The organism is Aminobacter aganoensis (genome assembly GCF_014206975.1).
GTDB lineage: Bacteria > Pseudomonadota > Alphaproteobacteria > Rhizobiales > Rhizobiaceae > Aminobacter > Aminobacter aganoensis.
Genome location: NZ_JACHOU010000003.1, coordinates 476,506 through 490,980, shown reverse-complemented (window position 1 = coordinate 490,980; position 14,475 = coordinate 476,506). Strand labels below are relative to the sequence as shown.

The following is a 14,475-nucleotide window of genomic DNA, read 5'->3' as shown; positions in this document are numbered from 1 at the left end:
GGATAGTTTTCCGGCATGATCGACAAGCTCGAATTCTTCATCGCGCTCGCCAGAGAGCAACATTTCGGACGCGCAGCCGAGGAATGCGGCGTGACCCAGCCGACGCTTTCGGCCGGGATCAAGCAGCTCGAGGACATATTGGGCGTGATGCTGGTGCAGCGCGGTTCGCGGTTCCAGGGCCTGACGCCGGAAGGCAGGCAGGTGCTGGACTGGGCCCGGCGAATCGTCGGCGACACGCGCGCCATGCGCGAGGAGATGCGCGCCGCGCGCCACGGCCTGTCCGGCCGCATCCGGATTGCCGCCATCCCGACGGCGCTGGCGATGATTCCGAGGCTGACGACGCCGTTTCGCGACAAGCATCCCGGCGTCACCTTCTCGATCCTGTCGCGCACGTCGATCGAGGTGCTGTCGCTGCTCGGCAATTTCGAGATCGACGCGGGAATCACCTATCTCGACAACGAACCGCTCGGGCGCGTGACCAGCGTGCCGCTCTATGCCGAGCGCTACCAGTTGATCACCGCCACGGGAAACGAGTATTCCGATCGGGACAAGGTGACGTGGGAAGAGGTGAGCACGCTGCCACTGTGCCTGCTGACCCCCGACATGCAGAACCGCCGCATCATCGACCAGCATCTGGCCGACGCCGGCGTGCAGGTGCGGCCGACACTCGAATCGAATTCGATGATCGTGCTGTTCTCGCACATCCGGACCGGCAAATGGTCGTCGATCATGCCTCTGAACCTCGCGGAAACCTTCGGTTTTGCCGAGCCCATCCGGGCGATCCCGATCATCGAACCGGACGCCAGCCACAATGTCGGGCTGGTGGTGGCGCGCCGCGATCCGAACACCACGCTGGTGCAGGCGTTGCTTGACGAAGCCATGACGCTGGCAGGCGATTTCCGCCGCAAGGCCTGAGCTATACTCCACCTGGTTTTGTCCACTCGATAGAAAATTTTTATCATGTGACGAAACAGCTTTATTGATTCCGGCGGCCAAGATCGGTTTCAATAGGAATATAGCGCCCATGTAAGGCGCCAGTGTCAGGGAGGGCGCTGCGTGGTCATGCAGCCAGCAAGTACCGAACTCGCCGCGCGTACGGCCGCGGTGATCAGCGAAATGAAGAACCTCGAGGGTCCGCTGATCCCGATTCTTCACGGTGTCCAGGAAGAGTTTGGCTATGTTCCGCAGGAGAGCCTGCCGATCATCGCCGAGGCGCTGAACATTTCGCGGGCCGAAGTCCACGGCGTGTTCACCTTCTACCATGATTTCCGCCACAACCCGGCCGGACGGCATGTGCTGAAGGTCTGCCAGGCCGAGGCCTGCCAGTCGATGGGCAGCGACGCCATCGCCGCCCAGATCAAGCAGACGCTCGGCATCGGCTTCCACGAGACCAGCAAGGACGGCGCGGTGACCCTGGAGCCGATCTATTGCCTCGGCCTGTGCGCCTGTGCGCCGGCCGCGATGCTCGACGGCGAAGTGATCGGCCGGCTCGACGCAGACAAGATCGAAGAAATCGCCGAAGAGGTGCGCAAATGAGCGTGACGATCTACGTTCCCGGCGATTCCGGCGCGCTTTCGCTCGGTGCCGAAAAGGTCGCCAAGGCGATCGCCAAGGAAGCTGCCGACCGCGGCGTCGATGCCAAGATCGTGCGCAACGGCTCGCGCGGCCTGTACTGGCTCGAGCCGATGGTCGAAGTCGTGACCGACGCCGGCCGCGTCGCCTACGGCCCGGTAGCGGCCAAGGACGTGGCCTCGCTGTTCGACGCAGGTTTCGTCACCGGCGGCCAGCACAAGCTGTCGCTCGGCGACCCGGAAAAGCTGCCCTACGTCGCCAAACAGACGCGCCTGACCTTTGCGCGCTGCGGCATCACCGACCCGCTGTCGCTGGAAGACTACGAAGCGCATGGCGGCCTGACCGGCCTGCGCAACGCGGTCAAGATGGCCCCCGCAGACATCGTCAAGCAGGTGACCGAGTCCGGCCTGCGCGGCCGCGGCGGCGCCGGCTTCCCGACCGGCATCAAGTGGAAAACGGTCCTCGATACGGCAGCCGACCAGAAATACATCGTCTGCAATGCCGACGAAGGCGACTCGGCGACCTTCGCCGACCGCATGATCATGGAAGGCGACCCCTTCGTGCTGATCGAGGGCATGGCAATCGCCGGCCTCGCGACCCACGCCACCAAGGGCTACGTCTACATCCGTTCCGAGTACCCGCATGCCATCGCGGTGATGACGAAGGCGGTCGAGGTCGCCAGGAAAGCAGGCGTACTGGGCAAGAGCGTTCTCGGATCCTCCCAAGGCTTTGACATCGAGATTCGCTCCGGCGCGGGGGCCTATGTCTGCGGCGAGGAAACCTCGCTGCTGAACAGCCTCGAAGGCAAGCGCGGCGTGGTGCGCGCCAAGCCGCCGCTGCCGGCCATCCAGGGCCTGTTCGGCAAGCCAACCGTCATCAACAACGTGATCTCGCTCGCCTCGGTGCCGATCGTCATGGACAAGGGCGCGCAGTACTACAAGGACTTCGGCATGGGCCGCTCGCGCGGCACCATCCCGATCCAGATCGCCGGCAACGTCAAGCATGGCGGCCTGTTCGAAGTGGCCTTCGGCCTGACGCTGGGCGAGATCGTCGACGAGATCGGCGGCGGCACCGCATCGGGACGTCCGGTCAAGGCGGTGCAGGTCGGCGGCCCGCTCGGCGCCTACTTCCCGCGCGCCCTGTTCGACACGCCGTTCGACTACGAGGCCTTCGCGGCCAAGGACGGCCTGATCGGCCACGCCGGCATCACCGTGTTCGACGACAGCGCCGACATGCTGAAGCAGGCACGCTTCGCCATGGAATTCTGCGCCATCGAAAGCTGCGGCAAGTGCACGCCCTGCCGCATCGGTTCGACGCGTGGCGTCGAGACGCTCGACAAGCTGGCCCAGAACATCGAGCCGGAAAAGCAACTCGCGCTGGTGACCGACCTCTGCAATACTATGAAGTTCGGTTCGCTCTGCGCCCTCGGCGGCTTCACGCCCTATCCGGTGATGAGCGCCATCAATCACTTCCCTGAAGACTTCCGGCCGGCAACGGTCGCCCAGGCAGCGGAATAGGAGACAGCATCATGGGTCTCGTACACGAAATCGACTTCGGCACCCCCGCCTCCAAGTCCGAGAAACAAGTCACCCTCACCGTCGACGGCTTCGAGGTCACCGTGCCCGAGGGCACCTCGATCATGCGCGCCTCGATGGACGCCGGCATCGAGATCCCGAAGCTGTGCGCCACCGACATGGTCGACGCCTTCGGCTCCTGCCGGCTCTGCCTGGTGGAGATCGAAGGCCGCAACGGCACGCCGTCCTCCTGCACGACGCCAGTGGCGCCGGGCATGGTGGTGCACACCCAGACCGGACGTCTCAAGGACATCCGCAAGGGCGTGATGGAGCTCTACATCTCCGACCACCCGCTGGACTGCCTGACCTGCGCTGCCAATGGCGACTGCGAACTGCAGGACATGGCCGGCGCCGTCGGCCTGCGCGACGTGCGCTATGGCTATGAAGGCGACAACCACGTTCGCGCCAAGAACGACGGCGCCGAAAACTTCAAGTGGATGGCCAAGGACGAATCCAACCCCTACTTCACCTACGATCCGTCCAAGTGCATCGTCTGCTCGCGCTGCGTCCGTGCCTGCGAAGAGGTGCAGGGCACCTTTGCGCTGACGATCGAAGGCCGTGGCTTCGACAGCCGCGTTTCGCCGGGCGCACATGAACTGTTCCTCGACAGCGAGTGCGTGTCGTGCGGCGCCTGCGTGCAGGCCTGCCCGACGGCGACACTGACGGAAAAGTCGGTCATCGAGATCGGCCAGCCGGAACACTCGGTCGTCACCACCTGCGCCTATTGCGGCGTCGGCTGCTCGTTCAAGGCCGAGATGCGCGGCGAGGAATTGGTGCGCATGGTGCCGTGGAAGGACGGCAAGGCCAATCGCGGCCACTCCTGCGTCAAGGGCCGCTTCGCCTATGGCTACGCCACCCACAAGGAGCGCATCCTCAACCCGATGATCCGCGAGAAGATCTCCGATCCGTGGCGCGAAGTGTCGTGGGAAGAGGCGATCGAATACACCAACAAGGAATTCCGCCGCATCCAGTACCAGTACGGCCGTGGCGCCGTCGGCGGCATCACCTCGTCGCGCTGCACCAACGAGGAGACCTACCTCGTCCAGAAGCTGATCCGTCAGGGCTTCCGCAACAACAACGTCGATACCTGCGCCCGCGTCTGCCACTCGCCGACCGGCTACGGCCTCGGCCAGACCTACGGCACCTCGGCCGGCACGCAGGACTTCGATTCGGTCGAGCAGACTGACGTGGCTCTGATCATCGGCGCCAACCCGGCCTCGGCACACCCGGTCTTCGCCTCGCGCCTGAAGAAGCGCATTCGCGCCGGTGCCAAGCTGATCGTCATCGATCCGCGCCGCACGGAAATGGTCAAGTCGGCGCACATCCAGGCCGAGCATCACCTGGCGCTGAAGCCGGGCACGAACGTGGCCGTGGTCACCGCGATGGCGCATGTCATCGTCACCGAGGGCCTGTTCAACGAGGCGTTCATCCGCGAGCGCTGCGACTGGTCGGAATTCCAGGACTACATCGAGTTCGTCTCGGATCCGCGCCACAGCCCCGAGGAAGTCGAGAAGCTGTCGGGCGTTCCGGCAGAGACGATCCGCGGTGCGGCCCGCCTCTACGCAACCGGCGGCAACGGCGCGATCTACTACGGCCTTGGCGTGACCGAGCACAGCCAGGGTTCGACCACCGTCATCGGCATCGCCAACCTCGCCATGCTGACCGGCAACATCGGCCGGCCGGGCGTCGGCGTGAACCCGCTGCGCGGCCAGAACAACGTGCAGGGCTCGTGCGACATGGGCTCGTTCCCGCACGAACTGCCGGGCTACCGCCACGTCTCGGGCGATGCGGTGCGCGACATCTATGACAGCCTGTGGGGCGTGAAGCTCGACGAAGAACCGGGCCTGCGCATCCCCAACATGCTGGACGCGGCCGTCGACGGCACGTTCAAGGGCATCTACATCCAGGGCGAAGACATCCTGCAGTCCGACCCCGACACCAAGCACGTCTCCGCCGGCCTCGCCGCGATGGAATGCGTGGTGGTGCAGGACCTGTTCCTGAACGAGACGGCGAACTACGCGCACGTCTTCCTGCCGGGCTCGACCTTCCTCGAGAAGGACGGCACCTTCACCAACGCCGAACGCCGCATCAACCGCGTGCGCAAGGTGATGACCCCGAAGAACGGCTACGCCGACTGGGAAGTGACGCAGTTGCTCGCCCAGGCCATGGGCCTCAACTGGAACTACAAGCACCCGTCCGAGATCATGGACGAGATCGCCAAGACCACCCCGTCCTTCGCGCTCGTCTCCTACGACCGGCTGGAGAAGATGGGTTCGGTCCAGTGGCCGTGCAACGAGAAGGCACCGGAAGGCACGCCGATCATGCACATCGACGGCTTCGTCCGCGGCAAGGGAAAGTTCATCCGCACCGAATACGTGGCGACGGACGAAAAGACCGGCCCGCGCTTCCCGCTGCTGCTCACCACCGGCCGCATCCTCAGCCAGTACAATGTCGGCGCGCAGACACGGCGCACCGAGAACGTCGCCTGGCATGCGGAAGACCTGCTCGAAATCCATCCGCACGACGCCGAGAACCGCGGCCTGCGCGATGGCGACTGGGTCAGGCTGAAGAGCCGCGCCGGCGAAACGACGCTGCGAGCACAGGTTACCGACCGCGTGTCGCCGGGCGTGGTCTACACGACCTTCCATCACCCCGACACGCAGGCCAACGTCATCACCACCGACTTCTCGGACTGGGCAACCAACTGTCCGGAATACAAGGTGACGGCGGTGCAGGTGTCGCCTTCCAACGGTCCGTCCGACTGGCAGAAGGAATACAACGAGCAGGCACAGCAGAGCCGCCGCATCGCCGGCCATCTGGAAGCTGCGGAGTAACCCAGCGGTGAGCGACCGTCCCGCCATCACCCAGACATCCCGCCTCGCCCGACGGGCGAGCGGGACCTCGGCGGCCAATCGCATGGTGCCCGAGGAGACGCCGGTGGCGCTGTCCTATGGCGGCACCACGCATGCGGTGATGATGGCGAGCCCGGCCGACTTCGAGGATTTCGCGCTCGGCTTTTCGCTGACCGAAGGCATCATCGGCTCGGTCGAGGAGATCGAGTCGATCGAGGTGCTCGACGTCGAGGCCGGCATCGACATCCAGATCCGGCTCAAGGACAAGGCCAACAAGCGCTTCGAACAGCGTCGGCGCCGCCTCGCCGGCCCCGTCGGCTGCGGCCTGTGCGGCATCGAATCCATCGAGGAAGCGATGCGCTCGGTCTGCGACGTGCACCGGCCGGTGCTCGGCCTTGCCGCCGAGGACATCGTGCAGGCGGTCAAGATGCTGTCCAAGATGCAGCCGCTTCACGCCGAAACGGGCGCGGTGCATGCCGCCGGCTTCTACGTGCCGGGCAAGGGCGTGGTCGCGGCGCGCGAGGACGTCGGGCGCCACAACGCGCTCGACAAGCTGGCCGGCGCGCTTGACCGGGCCGGCATCGCCGGCGGTTCGGGCGCGGTGGTGGTTACCAGCCGCGTCTCGGTCGAGATGGTGCAGAAGACGGCGGCCATCGGCGCGCCCTTCATCATCGCCGTCTCGGCGCCCACGGCATTGGCCATCCGCACCGCCGAACAGGCGGGCATGACACTCGTCGCGCTGGTGCGCGGCGACGATTTCGACATCTTCACCCACCCTGACCGCGTGAATACCGGAGCCGCGAAAAATGTCGCATGATGACGGCAGGATGAGCACCAAGCAAAAGCTCGTCTACATGGCGAACCAGATCGCCACTTTCTTCGATTCGAAGCCGCATGAGGAAGGTGTGGCAGGCATCGCCGAGCACATCAACAAGTTCTGGGACCCTCGCATGCGCCGCCAGTTCTTCGAGATGCTGGACGCTGGCGGCGACGGCATGAAGCCGACCGTGATCGAGGCTGGAGCCACGATCCGGCGCCCCAGGCAGGACGCCGCCTGAGTGCATAGCGACGGGCGGAACAGGCCGTTCCTCCCGACCAAACATCTGCTATGTTAGCCATCCCTAATGGTTTTTGCCGACGGGGTGGCTCCGATGAGGCCGATCGCGACCCGGTATGCGCGCAGCGGTGACGTCCATATTGCCTATCAGGTGGTCGGCCAGGGGCCGATCGACCTGGTTTTCGTGCCGGGTTTCATCTCCAATCTCGACCTGCACTGGGAAGACGAAGGCTACAGCCGGCTGTTGCACCGGCTGTCGGCCTTTTCCCGGCTGATCCTGTTCGACAAGCGCGGAACCGGGCTGTCCGACCGGGTCGACGCGCATGCCCTGCCCAGCCTCGAAACGCGCATGGACGACGTGCGCGCGGTGATGGACGCCGTCGGATCGAGCCGTGCCGCGATCCTGGGCGCGTCGGAGGGCGCGCCGATGGCGATCCTGTTTGCCGCGACCTATCCGGAGCGCACCCGGTCGCTGGTGCTCTATGGCGGCTACGCGCAGTTCCACAGATGGGTGATGGCGCGGGACCGGCTCGACGCCTTCATCGAGGCGGCGGCGACCGCGTGGGGCACAGGCGCAACCCTGGCGCAGTTCGCGCCCGGACGTGTCGACGACAGCCGCTTCGCCAACTGGTGGGCCCGCTTCGAGCGCCTGTCGGCGAGCCCGGCCGCCGCCGCCGCACTGGCCCGGATGAACGCGGACATCGACGTACGTGGCGAGCTGGCGCGCATCCGCGCGCCGACGCTGCTGATCCATCGCCGCAACGACGCGCGGGTCAATCCCGACGCCAGCCGCTACCTCGCGCAGAAGATCCCCGGGGCGCGGCTTGCCGAGATCACCGGGCGCGACCATCCGATCTGGACGGGCGACGTCAACCGTGTCGCCGACCTGGTCGAGGAATTCCTGACCGGGGCGCATGCGGCACCCGACACGGAACGGGTGCTGGCCGCCCTGCTGGTCACCCGCATTTCGGATACGGCACGGCTGGGCGACCGGATGTGGAGCGAGCGCAGCCTGCGCTTCCACGAGACCTGGCGCCTCCTGGTCGGGCGACACGGCGGCCGCGTCGCCGACCAGCATGGCGAAATGCTGGTCTCGCGCTTCGACGGCCCGGCACGGGCGGTGCGCTGCGCCGCCGCCCTGCGCGAGGCGGCCCAGGACATCGGCATCGCCAGCGCGCAAGGCGTGCATGTCGGCGAAGTCGAGATGCGCGGGCCTCTCTCCGGTCTGGCGATCCGCGTGGCGGCGCAGATCGCCGACCATGCCGGGCGCGGCGGCATCCTCGCCTCGCGGCTGGTCGCCGATCTTGCCGCCGGTTCGGGCCTGCGTTTCATCGATGCCGGAAGGTTGCCCCTCGACGATCTCGACGAGCCGCTGGCGCTGGTCGAGGCGACGTCGGAACAGCACCTGGAACCGGCCTGCCGCAGCCGGGCGATCACGGTGGAGCCATCGACCCTGACGGTGCGCGAGAACGAGGTGGTGGCACTGATCGCCGACGGCAAGAGCAATGCCGCGATCGCCGCGGAGCTCAGCCTCAGCGAGCACACGGTCAAGCGCCATGTCGCCAACATCCTGCTGAAGCTCGACCTGCCGTCACGCGCGGCGGCAGCGGCGTTTGCCGCCCGCCAGGCTGGCCCGGACGGGCCATAGCGGAAATGGCCCTTTCGGGCGAAGCGGAAAGGCGTCGCCGGCGGCTACAAATTCTCCCCATGCAGGCAGGCTGAAATCGGGCCTCGCACCTGCCGATGGAGGAAAAGATGAGCAAGAGCAGACTGTTCGCATCGCTCGCGGTTGCCGCCGGGCTCGCCGCTTTGGCCACATCCGGCGCCATCGCCGAAGACGCCACTGCCGCGACGACCTACAAGGACATCGAGGCCACGCTCGGCTCGGTGCCCGGCTTCTTCAAACAGTTTCCGGAGGCCGGCGTCGCCGGCGCCTGGGCCGAATTCAAGGGCATTCAGCTCAACCCCAAGACCGAGCTGGACGGCAAGACCAAGGAACTGCTCGGCCTGGCGGTCGCAGCGCAGATCCCGTGCCAGTACTGCATCTATTTCCACACCGCGGCCGCCAAGGCCAACGGCGCCACCGACGAGGAGATCCGCGAGGCCGTGGCGATGTCGGCGATCGTGCGTCACTGGTCGACGGTGCTGAACGGCATGCAGGTCGACTACCCGCAGTTCAAGCAGGAGGTCGACACGGCCATGGCAGCGGCCAAGGCCAAGTCGCAATAGGCCCACCGACCGATCAACCAGGTGCCCAACGCGGCACCGAAAGGAGGAACACATGCTTGCCACCAAGGAAGCCGTGACCGGTGCCTCGATCAAGAAGGCGATCGAAGGCCGCGACGGCAAGATGCTGTCCAGCTTCTATGCCGACGACGCGCTGGTGCGCGTCATCGACCGCAACAACCCGCCGAGCAAGCCACGCGAGATCCGCGGCCGGGCTGCGATCACCACCTTCTGGGATGACATCTGCAGCCGGGCGATGACCCACCGCGTCGACACCACCATCGCGCAAGGCGACAGCCTCGCCTTCTCGCAAGCCTGTGCCTACCCGGACGGCACCAAGGTTTTCTGCGCCGCCATGCTGGAACTCAAGGATGGCAAGATCGCGCGGCAGACCGTCGTGCAGGCCTGGGACGAGTGATCGGATGCGGGCGAATGGTCGCCCGCAGAATGGGAGGAAGCCATGTTCGTCGCACGCTGGAAGATCGATGCCCGCTTCGGGCACAAACAAAGCGCCATCGATCTGTTGCGCCAATGGGAACGTGAAATCGGTCCGCAAGCCGGGACCGACAAGATGGCGATGCAGATCCTGACCGGATCGATCGGCGCCAAGGAAGCCACGATCGAGGTCAACCACAACGTCGAAAGCCTGGCGCAGATCGAAGAGATGTTCGCCAAGCTGTCGAAGATCGACGCCCACGCCCAATGGGGAAAGAAGCTCGAGCCCTTCGTGGTCTCAGGCTCGTCCTACTGGAACTTCTATCGCGTGATCCAGGACTGACGGCCACCGGTCCACCAATGCCTATCGGGGCGGTTCGCCCGGAGGGCGGTCTTCGGCCGGCCTCCGGGTGCTGTGGCGCAATGCCAGGAGGAAGACGATCTCGGCGGCGACGACGATCGCAACGATGCGGAAGCCGATGGTCACCGGATCGTGGTCGCCGTCGCGCATCAGATAGCCGCCGACCAGGAAGGCGGAATTCCAGATCAGGGCGCCGCACAGCGTGGCGAGTGCGAAGGGCAGGAAGGAAAGCCGCAGGACGCCGGCCTCGAGCGCCAGGTAGGTGCGCGCCACCGGCACCAGTTGCGCCACCAGCGAAGCCCGGAAGTTGTTGCGGCGATAGGCCTGCGTCAGCCGGTGGTAGGTGGCGTGCTTGAGGAAGACGAATTTGCCGAAACGCCGAACGAAGGCATCGGCGCGGTCAGGCCCCAGCCAGTTGCCGCCGGCGTACCAGATCATCGAACCAAGGGTCGACCCGATCATGGTCGCAAACATCAGCGCGACGAGCGTCTGCATGTCCGGGGCGGCGGTCATGCCGAGAAACAGCAGCAGCACATGCGACGGTGGGACCGGCGATATCTTCTCGGTGAAGGCAAGACACGCCGCGCCAAACAGTCCGAAGCCCAGGATCGATGGAATCATGCAAAACGCCAGTCGTAACTCTTTGCCGGCTTCATCCTGATGATCCGATAGACTGCGGCCGGCGGCAGATTGCGGAAAGTATGGCCAACGCGCGTCACTTCGAGATCGAGCCTGTCGAGCAGCGGCTGATCGATAGGACAACGGAAGCCGTAAGTGAATATATACATCGCCCCATCGGGCCTGACATTAGCGAAAACGCCTTCGAGGATGGCGAGCGTCTGGCGCGGCGGGATCGCCAGGAAAGGCAGGCCGCTGACGGCGGCGCCGGCGACCGGGCCATCAAAGAGCGGCCGGCTGCGCAGTTCGGCTGCGTCCATTTCCAGCACGCGCGCGCGGGGAAAGCGGCAGCGGAGCAGGTGGGTCAGGCTGGCGTCGAACTCTATCAGCGTCAGGTCCTCCTCGCGAACGCCGCGCGCCAGCATCGCCCGGGTGAGTGACCCGGTTCCGGCGCCGAGTTCCAGCACCGGACCGGTCTCCGGCCCGAGGTGACGCGTCATCAGGGTCGACAGGCTGGCACCCGATGGCGCGACAGCGCCCATCTTCAGCGGCGCACGGGCCCAGGCCTTGAGAAAGGTCAATGTTTCGCTCGCAGTCATTTCCGAACCTCTTTCGTATTCATCACGGCCGGCGAATCGGCCGCCGACGGCTGGTCGGGGCTGTTTGCGGCCTCTGGATTACACAGGCATTGCGGGAAATCCGGAGTTCCGGCATTTCTCGGTTGCATCGCCAGGCGGTTGTTTCGCAATGCTTCGGCAATGTTGAGTCGTTAGCCCGGCCACATCTCACATCCGTTCGTGCACCTATCGGGGACGTTGAATGCGTATATTGCTGGTCGAAGACGAGCCGGAACTGGCCTCGGCCCTGCGCACGGCGCTGAAGCGGCACGACATGGTGGTCGACCACGCCGCCTCCCTGCTGGAAGCCGGCGACTTCGCTGCCGAAGATGCCTATGACGCCATCCTGCTCGACCGCCAGCTGCCCGACGGAGACGGCCTGACGCTGGTGCCCAAGCTGCGGGCACGCGGCAACGCCACGCCGGTGCTGGTTCTGACGGCACGCAGCGACACCTCCGACAAGGTCGACGGCCTCGACATGGGCGCTGACGACTACCTGGCCAAGCCCTTCGCCTTCGAGGAGCTGCTGGCCCGCTTGCGCGCCCTGCTGCGCCGGCCCGCCAACATGCAGACGCAGGTGATCCGGGCCGGCCAGATGGCATTCGATTTCGGCCATCGCGAGGTTTCGATCCGCGGCGAGGCGCTGACCCTGCCCCGCCGCGAGCTTCTGGTGCTGGAGGCGCTGCTGAGGCGCATGGGACGCATGGTGCAACGCGCCTCGCTGATGGAGGCGGTGTTCGGTCTCGACGACGAGATCCAGTCCAACGCGCTCGACACCCACGTCTCGCGCCTGCGGCGCAAGCTTGCCGAGGCGGACGGCGGCGTTGAGATCAACGGCGTGCGCGGCGTCGGCTACATGCTGCGCGAGACGTCATGAACGCCGTCCGCATTCTCCGCTCGCTCAAGCGCTTCTTCCGCCCGATCTCGCTGAAATGGCGGTTGGTGTGGCGGCTCGTCGTGCTGCAGGTGGTTCTGCTGACGCTGCTGATCGGCGTGGTATTCGGCGCCCTGATCGTCACCGGCGTCATTCCCGACAATTACGAGGGGCGTGCCGTCCAGGTGCTGGTGAAGGACGTGCGCAAGGATCCCTCGGGCGAACTTGTGCTGAAGAACGGCAAGGCATTGGCCGACCTGCGCAAGGAAGTACCCGAGCTTTGGTTCGTGCTGCGCGACGAGCACGGGCATTCGATGTCGGAAGGCACCGTGCCGCCGGAGTTTGCCCGGATGGCCGCCGCGCTCGACCATATCGACAGTGCGAGGCTGGTCTGGAAGAAAGGAACGACGCTGCCTGCGGCGTCGGTGGACTGGTACGACACCAACGCCGGCAGGGTCCAGATATTCACCGGCGCGCAAGGTCGCTTCAAGATCACGGCGCTGCTGGAAATAACGCCAGAGATATTCACCGACTTCATCCTGCCGGTCGGTGGCGTGATGGCGGTGGCGACGCTGCTGGTGATCCCGCTGGTGGTCCGCAACGCCTTCGCCGGCCTGCGGCGCGCGGCCGCCGAGGCGCAGAAGATCGACATCGACGAACGTGGCGTTCGCCTGCCGGTGGAGCAGATACCCTTGGAGATCGCGCCTCTGGTCAAAGCCGTCAACGGGGCGCTCGACCGCCTCGACAAGGGCTATGAACGGCACAAGCGCTTCCTGATCGACGCCGCGCATGAGCTGCGCACGCCCGTCGCCATCCTCAACACGCGCATCACCTCCCTGCCGGCGACGCCGGAGCGGGCACGGCTGCTGCAGGACACGGCCCGGCTGTCGACGCTGACCGACCAGTTGCTCGACATCCAGCGCCTGGGGCGGCAATCGGAACGTCTCGTCCGCGTCGACCTCGTGGCCCTGGCGCGCGGCGTCATCGTCGATCTCGCGCCGATGGCTTTTGCCGCGGGCTACGAGATGACGTTCGAACCGTCAGTGGGAGAGCTGATCATCAATGGCGACCAGACGGCGATCGAACGGGCCGTCACCAATCTGGTGCAGAATGCCATCGAGCATGGCGGCAATGCCGGCCGGATCGGCATTGCGATCGAACTGCCGGCGACGATCGAGATCTCCGATGAAGGCGAAGGCGTGCCGGCATCCGAACGCGACAAGATCTTCGAGCCGTTCTACCGGCTGCGCTCGCGCGGGCATGGTGCCGGCCTCGGCCTCAACCTGGTCCAGGAGATCATGCAGATGCACGGCGGCCGCATCGAACTGGCCAGCGGCGAGCAACGCGGCGCCTGCTTCAGGCTGGTGTTTCCACGCGAGCCGCTGGCCTAGCGGCCGGATATCGACAGTTGCGCGCCCGCCTCGGCCAGCGCCCCGGCGAGGTCGTCCGGGGGCTGGCGGTCGGTGAAAAGCTCGGTGAAGCCGGAGAAGCCGCAGACCTGGACCAAGCCCTGGCGGCCGAACTTGGTGTGGTCGGTCACGACAACGGAACGCTGGCCGCGCGCCAGGACCATGCGGGCGAACTCGGCTTCCTCGAGATTGTAGTCCATCACCCCATTGGCTGCGTCGACGGCACCGGCGGAAATCACCGCATGGGTGACGGCGAAGCGGCTGACGAACTCGATGGCCGAGATGCCGAAGGCAGCGCCGCTGTCGCTGCGCAACTCGCCGCCGGCCATGTAGACCTTGTTGCCGTTGACGGTGGCCAGCGTCCGGGCGATGTCGGACGAGTTGGTCACCACCGTCAGGCGGCGATGGCCAAGCAGTTCCCGGGCGAGATAGCTCGTCGTCGTGCCGGTATCGAGCATGACCGACTCGCCGTCATGGATGGTGGCGGCGACGGCCTTGGCGATGGCCCGCTTGGCCTCGGCATTTTCGCGCATGCGGCGCTCGAAGGGCGCTTCGCCGACGGCCGACGGCAGGCCGATGGCGCCGTGCATCTTGAGGATCGCACCATCCGAGGCCAACGGCTTGACGTCGCGGCGCACGGTTTCCAGCGAGACCCCGAGCTTGTCGGCAAGGTCGGCGATGGTGATCGTACCCTCGTCTTCGAGCAGGCGCAGGATTTCGCTGTGGCGCTTGGAGTGATTCATCAGACGGCCCCGCTCGAACGGCCGAAATGGCCGGTTTTGAGTTCCGATTTGACTGACTCTACCGCACTCATGGCGCCATTCTCAACAGATACGGGCAAAATAACAATAAAAACCACAAATCCGGATTGACACCGCAG

General features: G+C 65.7%; 15 protein-coding genes. 12 read left to right on the top strand and 3 right to left on the bottom strand.

Annotation, left to right across the window (positions count from 1 at the left end):
• Nucleotides 1-15: 15 nt before the first annotated feature.
• From GGR00_RS10035 to GGR00_RS09990, 10 genes are all read left to right on the top strand, one after another.
• Entirely contained in the window at nucleotides 16-915 is a 900-nt protein-coding gene (locus GGR00_RS10035; RefSeq protein WP_055980427.1) for a LysR family transcriptional regulator, read from the top strand.
• Nucleotides 916-1,056: 141 nt separating this feature from the next.
• The gene (locus GGR00_RS10030) at nucleotides 1,057-1,536 is read left to right on the top strand and encodes a formate dehydrogenase subunit gamma (RefSeq protein WP_055980430.1); all 480 of its coding nucleotides are present in this window, start codon (nucleotides 1,057-1,059) and stop codon (nucleotides 1,534-1,536) included.
• Complete coding sequence (locus GGR00_RS10025) at nucleotides 1,533-3,089, top strand: formate dehydrogenase beta subunit (RefSeq protein WP_184699359.1); 1,557 nt, start codon at nucleotides 1,533-1,535, stop codon at nucleotides 3,087-3,089. The genes GGR00_RS10030 and GGR00_RS10025 overlap by 4 nt, the downstream gene beginning before the upstream one ends.
• Before the next feature lie 11 nt (nucleotides 3,090-3,100).
• Nucleotides 3,101-5,980 (top strand): formate dehydrogenase subunit alpha, encoded by a 2,880-nt coding sequence (gene fdhF / locus GGR00_RS10020; RefSeq protein WP_055980437.1) that lies wholly within the window; start codon nucleotides 3,101-3,103, stop codon nucleotides 5,978-5,980.
• A gap of 7 nt (nucleotides 5,981-5,987) precedes the next feature.
• On the top strand, nucleotides 5,988-6,815 hold the full coding sequence (gene fdhD, locus GGR00_RS10015) for a formate dehydrogenase accessory sulfurtransferase FdhD (RefSeq protein WP_055980439.1): 828 nt from the start codon (nucleotides 5,988-5,990) through the stop codon (nucleotides 6,813-6,815).
• A gap of 10 nt (nucleotides 6,816-6,825) precedes the next feature.
• Complete coding sequence (locus tag GGR00_RS10010; protein WP_244487911.1) at nucleotides 6,826-7,056, top strand: formate dehydrogenase subunit delta; 231 nt, start codon at nucleotides 6,826-6,828, stop codon at nucleotides 7,054-7,056.
• Between the two features lie 93 nt (nucleotides 7,057-7,149).
• Nucleotides 7,150-8,703 carry an alpha/beta fold hydrolase gene (locus GGR00_RS10005; protein WP_055980981.1) on the top strand — a complete coding sequence of 518 codons (1,554 nt, stop codon included), beginning with the start codon at nucleotides 7,150-7,152 and terminating at the stop codon, nucleotides 8,701-8,703.
• Between the two features lie 107 nt (nucleotides 8,704-8,810).
• Entirely contained in the window at nucleotides 8,811-9,284 is a 474-nt protein-coding gene (locus tag GGR00_RS10000; RefSeq protein ID WP_055980985.1) for a carboxymuconolactone decarboxylase family protein, read from the top strand.
• A 52-nt stretch (nucleotides 9,285-9,336) separates the two neighbouring features.
• Nucleotides 9,337-9,699: a nuclear transport factor 2 family protein gene (locus GGR00_RS09995; RefSeq protein WP_055980445.1), complete on the top strand. Its 363-nt coding sequence runs from the start codon at nucleotides 9,337-9,339 to the stop codon at nucleotides 9,697-9,699.
• Between the two features lie 42 nt (nucleotides 9,700-9,741).
• Nucleotides 9,742-10,059 (top strand): hypothetical protein, encoded by a 318-nt coding sequence (locus tag GGR00_RS09990; protein ID WP_055980447.1) that lies wholly within the window; start codon nucleotides 9,742-9,744, stop codon nucleotides 10,057-10,059.
• Between the two features lie 21 nt (nucleotides 10,060-10,080).
• On the opposite strand, the gene GGR00_RS09985 is transcribed toward GGR00_RS09990, so the two are convergent.
• Together GGR00_RS09985 and GGR00_RS09980 are read right to left on the bottom strand one after the other, a co-directional pair.
• Nucleotides 10,081-10,698, bottom strand: coding sequence for a DedA family protein (locus GGR00_RS09985; RefSeq protein WP_055980450.1), 618 nt, complete (start codon nucleotides 10,696-10,698; stop codon nucleotides 10,081-10,083).
• Nucleotides 10,695-11,294, bottom strand: coding sequence for a class I SAM-dependent methyltransferase (locus GGR00_RS09980; RefSeq protein WP_184699358.1), 600 nt, complete (start codon nucleotides 11,292-11,294; stop codon nucleotides 10,695-10,697). The genes GGR00_RS09985 and GGR00_RS09980 overlap by 4 nt, the downstream gene beginning before the upstream one ends.
• 220 nt (nucleotides 11,295-11,514) lie before the next feature.
• Here GGR00_RS09980 and GGR00_RS09975 point away from each other — a divergent pair, with 220 nt between their 5' ends.
• Nucleotides 11,515-12,189 (top strand): response regulator transcription factor, encoded by a 675-nt coding sequence (locus tag GGR00_RS09975; protein WP_055980455.1) that lies wholly within the window; start codon nucleotides 11,515-11,517, stop codon nucleotides 12,187-12,189.
• Nucleotides 12,186-13,577, top strand: a complete 1,392-nt coding sequence (locus GGR00_RS09970) for a sensor histidine kinase (protein ID WP_184699357.1) — start codon at nucleotides 12,186-12,188, stop codon at nucleotides 13,575-13,577. The genes GGR00_RS09975 and GGR00_RS09970 overlap by 4 nt, the downstream gene beginning before the upstream one ends.
• On the opposite strand, the gene GGR00_RS09965 is transcribed toward GGR00_RS09970, so the two are convergent.
• Nucleotides 13,574-14,338 carry a DeoR/GlpR family DNA-binding transcription regulator gene (locus tag GGR00_RS09965; RefSeq protein ID WP_184699356.1) on the bottom strand — a complete coding sequence of 255 codons (765 nt, stop codon included), beginning with the start codon at nucleotides 14,336-14,338 and terminating at the stop codon, nucleotides 13,574-13,576. The two genes, GGR00_RS09970 and GGR00_RS09965, sit on opposite strands and share 4 nt — an antisense overlap.
• Nucleotides 14,339-14,475 lie beyond the last annotated feature (137 nt).

What these genes read in the sequence shown, in the direction of transcription:
- GGR00_RS10035 (WP_055980427.1), top strand. Translation starts at nt 16, where the DNA reads ATGATCGACAAGCTCGAATTCTTCATCGCGCTCGCCAGAGAGCAACAT.
- GGR00_RS10025 (WP_184699359.1), top strand. Translation starts at nt 1,533, where the DNA reads ATGAGCGTGACGATCTACGTTCCCGGCGATTCCGGCGCGCTTTCGCTC.
- fdhF (WP_055980437.1), top strand. Translation starts at nt 3,101, where the DNA reads ATGGGTCTCGTACACGAAATCGACTTCGGCACCCCCGCCTCCAAGTCC.
- GGR00_RS10010 (WP_244487911.1), top strand. Translation starts at nt 6,826, where the DNA reads ATGAGCACCAAGCAAAAGCTCGTCTACATGGCGAACCAGATCGCCACT.
- GGR00_RS10005 (WP_055980981.1), top strand. Translation starts at nt 7,150, where the DNA reads ATGAGGCCGATCGCGACCCGGTATGCGCGCAGCGGTGACGTCCATATT.
- GGR00_RS10000 (WP_055980985.1), top strand. Translation starts at nt 8,811, where the DNA reads ATGAGCAAGAGCAGACTGTTCGCATCGCTCGCGGTTGCCGCCGGGCTC.
- GGR00_RS09995 (WP_055980445.1), top strand. Translation starts at nt 9,337, where the DNA reads ATGCTTGCCACCAAGGAAGCCGTGACCGGTGCCTCGATCAAGAAGGCG.
- GGR00_RS09990 (WP_055980447.1), top strand. Translation starts at nt 9,742, where the DNA reads ATGTTCGTCGCACGCTGGAAGATCGATGCCCGCTTCGGGCACAAACAA.
- GGR00_RS09985 (WP_055980450.1), bottom strand. Translation starts at nt 10,698, where the DNA reads ATGATTCCATCGATCCTGGGCTTCGGACTGTTTGGCGCGGCGTGTCTT.
- GGR00_RS09980 (WP_184699358.1), bottom strand. Translation starts at nt 11,294, where the DNA reads ATGACTGCGAGCGAAACATTGACCTTTCTCAAGGCCTGGGCCCGTGCG.
- GGR00_RS09975 (WP_055980455.1), top strand. Translation starts at nt 11,515, where the DNA reads ATGCGTATATTGCTGGTCGAAGACGAGCCGGAACTGGCCTCGGCCCTG.
- GGR00_RS09970 (WP_184699357.1), top strand. Translation starts at nt 12,186, where the DNA reads ATGAACGCCGTCCGCATTCTCCGCTCGCTCAAGCGCTTCTTCCGCCCG.
- GGR00_RS09965 (WP_184699356.1), bottom strand. Translation starts at nt 14,338, where the DNA reads ATGAATCACTCCAAGCGCCACAGCGAAATCCTGCGCCTGCTCGAAGAC.